Source organism: Caulobacter sp. AP07 (assembly GCF_000281955.1).
In the GTDB taxonomy this organism is placed as follows: domain Bacteria; phylum Pseudomonadota; class Alphaproteobacteria; order Caulobacterales; family Caulobacteraceae; genus Caulobacter.
In genome coordinates, this window is record NZ_AKKF01000059.1 from 1 (window position 1) to 5,712 (window position 5,712).

The window sequence follows — 5,712 nt, forward strand, 5'->3', positions numbered from 1 at the left end:
CCACCGGGCCCCAGCCAGTCTTAGTGGCGGCCGCGGGTGCATCCTTCGAAGGAGCCCAGGGCATTATTGCCACTCCAGCAGTTGGCCGTTGGACGACTTGATACGCCACTTGCCGTCAGGGCCTTGATCAATTCGGGGAAAGCTGCCCTTGCGGTTCGGATCCTCGACGTACCAGCCATCCTTGCCACGCTTGGCGCCGGCTACTGGAGGCTTCATCGGCGGTGGAGGCGCGGAGGCGGCTTTAGCGGCGGTCACGACCCGCTCCGGGTCGACACCGTAGTCACTGGCATAGCCTCGATATTCTTGCGCGATCCCATCGAAGCGGCCCTTCTGAGCACCGTATAGAGTGTTGGCCTGGGCAGTGAAGTCGCCGCGCTGTTTCGGATTCAGGATTTGGCCACTCAGAGCCTTGTTATAGGCGTTGACGACCCTAGGGCCGGCGGTCGGCGTGACGATCGGAGCGGCGGCGCGGCCGATCGGCTTGACCGCCATCCGCTCCCGGAATGCCGCCATGTTGCGCTCGTGTTGCTCCTTCGTGATCATGCCGCTCGCTCCTTCGGAATGACGGTGAGGCCGGTGGTGACGGGGTTTTTGTCGCGGGCCAGGGCGCGAAGGGCTTGGTTGATCTCGCTGAGCGCGATGCTGTTGGCGGCGAGAAGGGCTCGGCATGGCAAATCCTGCCATCCGCAGCGGTCGATGTACGACCTGACCCATTCCTCACCCTTGGCCGACAGGAACGCGATCCTGACTTCGTCTGGTCCGATGAAATCGTTCTTTGCGTCGCTAAGGGTAGAAGGGGCTTTAGGCCCTTCTACCTTAGCTCTGGCTTCTGGCTTCTGAGTGTAAGGGGGTCTTGTAGGTACCCTTGAAGGTGGAGACTTTTCGTGATTGTTTTCAGCAGCTTGCGCAAGGGCCAAAGTCTTGGCTTTCTTGCCTTCAACGGACCGCTTGTGATCGGCGAGCATGCGCTTCGAGTAAAGGACGCCTGTCCGAGTGCGACGGCAAACCTCAGCGGCGAGAAGTTCGACAAGCAGAGCTTGGACCTCCTCAACGCTCGTGCCGGCGTGCTTGGCGAGGGCGACTTCACTGACGGGCTGGCCGCCGATCGTGAGGTGTCCGTACGGGGTAGCCTCGTACATGATGCAGATCATGTCGATCCACAGACCACGCGCCGGAAGGGAGACGTGGCGCAGGGCCTGATCTCCGCGCCAGTCGCGAGGGTAGAACTTGAGCCAGGGCTTGCCGGCGCTCACGCAGCCGCCCTCCCCGACCATTCAGCGGCGATCCTGGCGGCGTGTGCGCGGATGCCGTGATGGACCGTCGATTGGTCTCGGCCGCCCAGGAACTTGCCGATCATCCCGTTGGAGAGGTGGGTCTGTTGCGCCATGACATACATCGCGTGCTGGCGGGAATGAGCATGGATCCGCAATTGACTCGGGCCGACCAGATCGGCGACCGTTACACCATGGGCGAAAGCGACTTCCTCAGCGATGTCCTTCATGGGCCGGCGGGGCTGCGGAACAGTCACAACGCCGCGCCACAGGGACAGGGCCGTCTTTGGCGCCGCGAAGGACTGGTGCCGCGCCTTAGCGTCGGGAATAGCCATCAGGTCCCGATAGGCCTTCGCGCCCTTGATCACGTTGTGGTGGTGACGATTCATCCATGCGCCGATCGATTGGGAGGAGTGCCGCCGCATCAGGCGCGCATAGACCTCGCGGCGGGCGGCGGTAAGGTCGGGGGTCTGGCTCTTGGACAACATGGCCTCGGCCGTCTGGCCATGCTTGGCCGCAACCTCTTCCACGATGCGAAGCGCGCTGGGAGGGATGGTCGCGCCTGTCTCGCTGCCCTGGGTATAGTGGGGTTCTGGAGTGGAGGTCATCGCGGTGACCTCACGATCCTGCCGTCCTCGGTCAGGTGGATGCGGTCGCCTTCGTTCAGAGGCTCTCCGGACCATCCGAACGTTCCGGAGAAGCCGCGCAGGACGACCCGCTGCTCACCGGCGGCATTGGTGAAGGTCTTGGCGACCACGTAGGATTTGCCGTTGCTCATGCCGCCCTCGCCTGGGCTTCCAGAGCCTCGTCGCAGACCAGGCGGCCCAGATCGGTAATCGAATACCCAAGGCCGGGGTGGGTCTGGATCGCATCGAACCCGGCGGCCCTGCGGATTTTGCAGATCACGACGTCGAGATGCTTGCTGCTACAGGCATCGGCTGAGCCGCGAGGCAAGACTTCGTCCAGAAGATAGTCGCGCGACAGGATGCGGCCACCGGCTTGGTAGAGCGCGGCCAGAACGCGGGCCGGTTGGTCGTGTATGCGCCTCCGCGCGCAACTGACCACGATCATCCAAGACAACATCCGGCTGAATGGCACTCAGACCGGTATCGAGGGCGAAGACGACGCCTCGGAATGCATCATGGCGATGCTGGCTGAGGAATTGGGGCAATGACCGACCAACAAAAGAGGGTAGACGCGGCGCGCACCACGTTGCTCGGCATTCTTCCGGGCATGAAGAAGGGACTCCTCTACGGCGGCAGCTACGCCGACGACATCGAAACCCTCCTCGCCTCACACGTCGATCTTCAGTCCGAGAACACAGTCCTCAAGGAATCGGCCGACGAACACGCACTGTTCGATGCCGAAACCGATCAGGCGTTTAAGGACCTAGACCACCAGATCGCCGTCCAGGCTGAAGAGATCGAACGGCTGAACGAGCGTCTCGAAAACAACCACATGTTCGACGTCCACGGCGGAAGGATCGCCGTTCCGCCGGGTTCGATTCCGGACGGCATCGAATGTCGCGATGATACGATCAGGCTCCAGGGCAATCGGATCTCCGCCCTCACCGAAGAGGTCGAACGGCTTCGAGAAACGCTGAGGCGCATCGAAGCGGCCACGCCGCGCAACACCAACAGCGGATCGGCTGCGGATATGGCGTCTTGGGCTCAAGCCGTCGCCCGCACTGCTCTGGAAGGGGAACGCTAATGGCGAGCCAGACCCACCGGCTCAAGCCGTCGCCGACCTACTTCCGCGCCATCCAGTCCGGCGAAAAGACCTTCGAAGTCCGTCGTGACGATCGCGGGTTCCAGAAGGGCGACCTGCTGCATCTGGTCGAGTACGACCCGGCCATTATCGCGGCGCTCGCGCTGACGGGGCGGTCGATCACCAAGCGCATCTCTTACGTGCTGACCGGCGGACAGCTCGGCATTGAGTCCGGATACGTCGTCCTCGGCTTGGTCGATCCCGACGCCACCCAAGGAGTCCCCTGATGGCCAAGCCTGAGAACGAGCAACAGCAAATCGCGCGGATCATCGCGAAGGCCTTTCTTGTCGGCGACTGCGATGACGTGACTTGCGATCATCGCATTGATGAACTCGGCGGCGCGGATCAGGGCGGACTTGCGATCGTTGCCGACGCCATCATCGCCCTCCGCGACCAAGCCTCCACTAAGGCGACGGGAGAATGGGTGACGGTTCCGCGCGAGCCGTCTCGCAAGCTGATCGAGGATCTGGCCAGCGAGTGGGGCTACGACATTGAGGAGACCTGCGAGAGCTATCAGGACTTCCTCGATGTGGTAGCGCGCCATGGCTTCGGAAGTTCTGATCCAGCCGCTTATACCCATCCGGCGACCAATGAAGAGGCACAATGCGGCCTCAATGACACTTGGCCGGGCGATAAATATCCTAATCAGACGCCGTGCCAAACTTGCGGCGGTACGAAGAGAATCGCCGTCATCGCAGGAACAACCACGCCCGAGCAGACGCGCGATTGCCCAACCTGTGTGGGCTGGCCCATTACAGGGATCGCCGCCGCTCCCACTCCTCCCGACAGGGAGACGGGAGAGCCGGTGGCGTGGTCTGAGGACGACCTTGCCGCCGTCATCGATGACAGCCTTGGGCCAGATTGGACGTCCAGAGACGCGGCGAAAGCCGTGATGGACTTCCTGAAACCCAACAGGAAGCCGGACGCAGTCGAGGCCCTGGCCGCCGCGATCTACAACACCAACCCGTGCGGTGATCAGGAGACTGACCTTGATGGCCGCCCAACAGGACCGGGCTACTTGATCCGCTGGGATCAGATGGACGAGTACAACGCCAAGGAAGCGGCCAAGATCCGCGAGGTTGCTCGGCTGATATACGAGGGTCGGCTCGCGGACTTTCTGGCCCCTCCCGCCAACCATATCGGTGACGCCAACGAAATGGTCGCCAACACGGCCAAGGCTGGTCTGACGGAAGCGCTGGCCGAAATCGAACGGCTGGAAAGCGAACTCGAGATGGCCCGCGAAGATTACGGCAATGCCGAGTCTGAAGCCAAAGGCGCCGCTCTGGACGTGTCCTGCCTTCAGCGGGTCCAGGCCTACATCGCCGAGTTCAAGCCGCGTTGCTACGACACGGACGGTGGACGAGCGCGGCGCACGGCCTTCCAGGAAATCGAAGACCTCATCGCCCAGGCCGGGGCCATCGATAGCTCGGGGGAGGGGTAGATGGGGCGCGCGTTGCTCATCGACCCGCTCGTCAGCTTTGACCTGATCGGCGAGGCTGACCTAAACCGATGCTTGGTCGAGTGGGGTCACCAGATGGGGCCGCTGAACCGGCCGCTCCAGTACGGCGGCGGGGCGCATGGCCTTCGCCACAATGGCGAATTGGTGGCGGTGACATCATGGTCCACACTGATCCGAGAAAACTGCGCCGGCATGAACTACCTGCCGCGCGATACAACCACCGAGCTATCCAGGGTATGCGCAATCAGGCCTGACCTCTGCCGTGTCGCGCTCCGCATGTGGCGCGAGTTCGCCCTTCCGTCGATCCGCGATGCTAGGGGCCATGAATGGGCTGTGAGTTATCAGGACGCGCACCTGCACTCAGGCGACCTCTACCGTTTCGATGGCTGGGTGAAGCTCGGAGCTTTTCGCAGCGGCGGACACGATCCGCGTACCGGGCGTCGCGGTCGCACCGGCTTCGTCTGGGGCTGGCATCCTGACAAAGTCGAGCGCTTGAGGCGGTCTAAGGTGGCCGCCCGCGCCGCTACCGAATCGAAGCCGGAGGAGAGTGAGAATGGGTAGGCTGACCAAAGGGCGGCGCGATCTGCTGGAGCAACTGGCGGCCGGCGCGCGCATCGTCCATGCCCCGGACGGGGATTGCGCATGGCTGTCGCCCCGGAAGGACTTCGCCCCCTACTGGAACGACCTCAACTGGGACGACATGGCCGCACTCCGCAAGGCTGGCCTGATCGCTGACGAGGACGATGGCGACGACGAGAGCCGCTTTCACCCGGCGGAGGTAATCACCCCCGCCGGACGCGCGGCTCTGAACCAGCAGGGAGGACGGGATGGGTGAACGCTACGCCCTGGAGTCTCGCGGCCCAGACCGCTTCGACATCGTCCACTACAGCCGTGACTTCGTCGCCGGTCGGATGATGACGCTGCGAGAGATCGTGCGCGCCAATATTCCCGCAGCGGAAGTCCGGCAGGGAGGGAAGTGATGGCTCTCTGGATTCAGAATATCAGCATCCCGATCCCGCCAGACGATGAGCCCCACAACTACGCCGTCAGGGTCAACCAACATCCGCCCTTGGCCACGTTTTGGCACGTTCGAAGCCTCGGTGCGGCTGCGTGCCTTCGGGCTGCTGCGGACGCTATCGACACCGCTCAGCAGGGACAACACCAACAAGGAGACGAGCGGTGAACGCGCCCACCTTCGCCCGCTGGACCGGCGGA

At 63.1% G+C, this 5,712-nt stretch carries 11 protein-coding genes; 6 read left to right on the plus strand and 5 right to left on the minus strand.

Features of this window, described 5'->3' with window-relative positions:
- Nucleotides 1-63 precede the first annotated feature (63 nt).
- The 5 genes from PMI01_RS04550 to PMI01_RS04565 are packed head-to-tail and all read right to left on the minus strand — an operon-like array spanning nucleotide 64 to nucleotide 2,342.
- A complete protein-coding gene (locus PMI01_RS04550; RefSeq protein WP_007663725.1) occupies nucleotides 64-543 on the minus strand; it encodes a hypothetical protein in 480 nt (159 codons plus the stop codon).
- Nucleotides 540-1,253, minus strand: coding sequence for a hypothetical protein (locus PMI01_RS25985; protein ID WP_157223674.1), 714 nt, complete (start codon nucleotides 1,251-1,253; stop codon nucleotides 540-542). The genes PMI01_RS04550 and PMI01_RS25985 overlap by 4 nt, the downstream gene beginning before the upstream one ends.
- Nucleotides 1,250-1,879, minus strand: a complete 630-nt coding sequence (locus PMI01_RS04560) for a helix-turn-helix domain-containing protein (protein ID WP_007663728.1) — start codon at nucleotides 1,877-1,879, stop codon at nucleotides 1,250-1,252. The genes PMI01_RS25985 and PMI01_RS04560 overlap by 4 nt, the downstream gene beginning before the upstream one ends.
- A complete protein-coding gene (locus PMI01_RS27365) occupies nucleotides 1,876-2,049 on the minus strand; it encodes a hypothetical protein (protein ID WP_007663730.1) in 174 nt (57 codons plus the stop codon). Before PMI01_RS27365 ends, PMI01_RS04560 begins: the two co-directional genes overlap by 4 nt.
- Complete coding sequence (locus PMI01_RS04565; protein WP_007663732.1) at nucleotides 2,046-2,342, minus strand: helix-turn-helix domain-containing protein; 297 nt, start codon at nucleotides 2,340-2,342, stop codon at nucleotides 2,046-2,048. Before PMI01_RS04565 ends, PMI01_RS27365 begins: the two co-directional genes overlap by 4 nt.
- 99 nt (nucleotides 2,343-2,441) lie before the next feature.
- Between PMI01_RS04565 and PMI01_RS04570 the strand changes: the two genes are divergently transcribed.
- The 6 genes from PMI01_RS04570 to PMI01_RS26950 are packed head-to-tail and all read left to right on the plus strand — an operon-like array spanning nucleotide 2,442 to nucleotide 5,477.
- Nucleotides 2,442-2,981: a hypothetical protein gene (locus tag PMI01_RS04570; RefSeq protein ID WP_007663733.1), complete on the plus strand. Its 540-nt coding sequence runs from the start codon at nucleotides 2,442-2,444 to the stop codon at nucleotides 2,979-2,981.
- Nucleotides 2,981-3,265: an ASCH/PUA domain-containing protein gene (locus PMI01_RS04575; RefSeq protein ID WP_007663734.1), complete on the plus strand. Its 285-nt coding sequence runs from the start codon at nucleotides 2,981-2,983 to the stop codon at nucleotides 3,263-3,265. The genes PMI01_RS04570 and PMI01_RS04575 overlap by 1 nt, the downstream gene beginning before the upstream one ends.
- Nucleotides 3,265-4,479, plus strand: coding sequence for a hypothetical protein (locus tag PMI01_RS04580; protein ID WP_007663735.1), 1,215 nt, complete (start codon nucleotides 3,265-3,267; stop codon nucleotides 4,477-4,479). Before PMI01_RS04575 ends, PMI01_RS04580 begins: the two co-directional genes overlap by 1 nt.
- Nucleotides 4,480-5,058 carry a hypothetical protein gene (locus PMI01_RS04585; RefSeq protein WP_007663736.1) on the plus strand — a complete coding sequence of 193 codons (579 nt, stop codon included), beginning with the start codon at nucleotides 4,480-4,482 and terminating at the stop codon, nucleotides 5,056-5,058.
- Nucleotides 5,051-5,332 (plus strand): hypothetical protein, encoded by a 282-nt coding sequence (locus PMI01_RS04590; protein ID WP_007663737.1) that lies wholly within the window; start codon nucleotides 5,051-5,053, stop codon nucleotides 5,330-5,332. Before PMI01_RS04585 ends, PMI01_RS04590 begins: the two co-directional genes overlap by 8 nt.
- Nucleotides 5,325-5,477, plus strand: a complete 153-nt coding sequence (locus tag PMI01_RS26950; protein ID WP_007663746.1) for a hypothetical protein — start codon at nucleotides 5,325-5,327, stop codon at nucleotides 5,475-5,477. Before PMI01_RS04590 ends, PMI01_RS26950 begins: the two co-directional genes overlap by 8 nt.
- Nucleotides 5,478-5,712 lie beyond the last annotated feature (235 nt).

Bases quoted from the DNA above. Each gene is read 5' to 3' on its own strand.
- PMI01_RS04550 (WP_007663725.1), bottom strand. From the start codon at position 543: ATGATCACGAAGGAGCAACACGAGCGCAACATGGCGGCATTCCGGGAG.
- PMI01_RS04560 (WP_007663728.1), bottom strand. From the start codon at position 1,879: ATGACCTCCACTCCAGAACCCCACTATACCCAGGGCAGCGAGACAGGC.
- PMI01_RS27365 (WP_007663730.1), bottom strand. From the start codon at position 2,049: ATGAGCAACGGCAAATCCTACGTGGTCGCCAAGACCTTCACCAATGCC.
- PMI01_RS04565 (WP_007663732.1), bottom strand. From the start codon at position 2,342: ATGATCGTGGTCAGTTGCGCGCGGAGGCGCATACACGACCAACCGGCC.
- PMI01_RS04570 (WP_007663733.1), top strand. From the start codon at position 2,442: ATGACCGACCAACAAAAGAGGGTAGACGCGGCGCGCACCACGTTGCTC.
- PMI01_RS04575 (WP_007663734.1), top strand. From the start codon at position 2,981: ATGGCGAGCCAGACCCACCGGCTCAAGCCGTCGCCGACCTACTTCCGC.
- PMI01_RS04580 (WP_007663735.1), top strand. From the start codon at position 3,265: ATGGCCAAGCCTGAGAACGAGCAACAGCAAATCGCGCGGATCATCGCG.
- PMI01_RS04585 (WP_007663736.1), top strand. From the start codon at position 4,480: ATGGGGCGCGCGTTGCTCATCGACCCGCTCGTCAGCTTTGACCTGATC.
- PMI01_RS04590 (WP_007663737.1), top strand. From the start codon at position 5,051: ATGGGTAGGCTGACCAAAGGGCGGCGCGATCTGCTGGAGCAACTGGCG.
- PMI01_RS26950 (WP_007663746.1), top strand. From the start codon at position 5,325: ATGGGTGAACGCTACGCCCTGGAGTCTCGCGGCCCAGACCGCTTCGAC.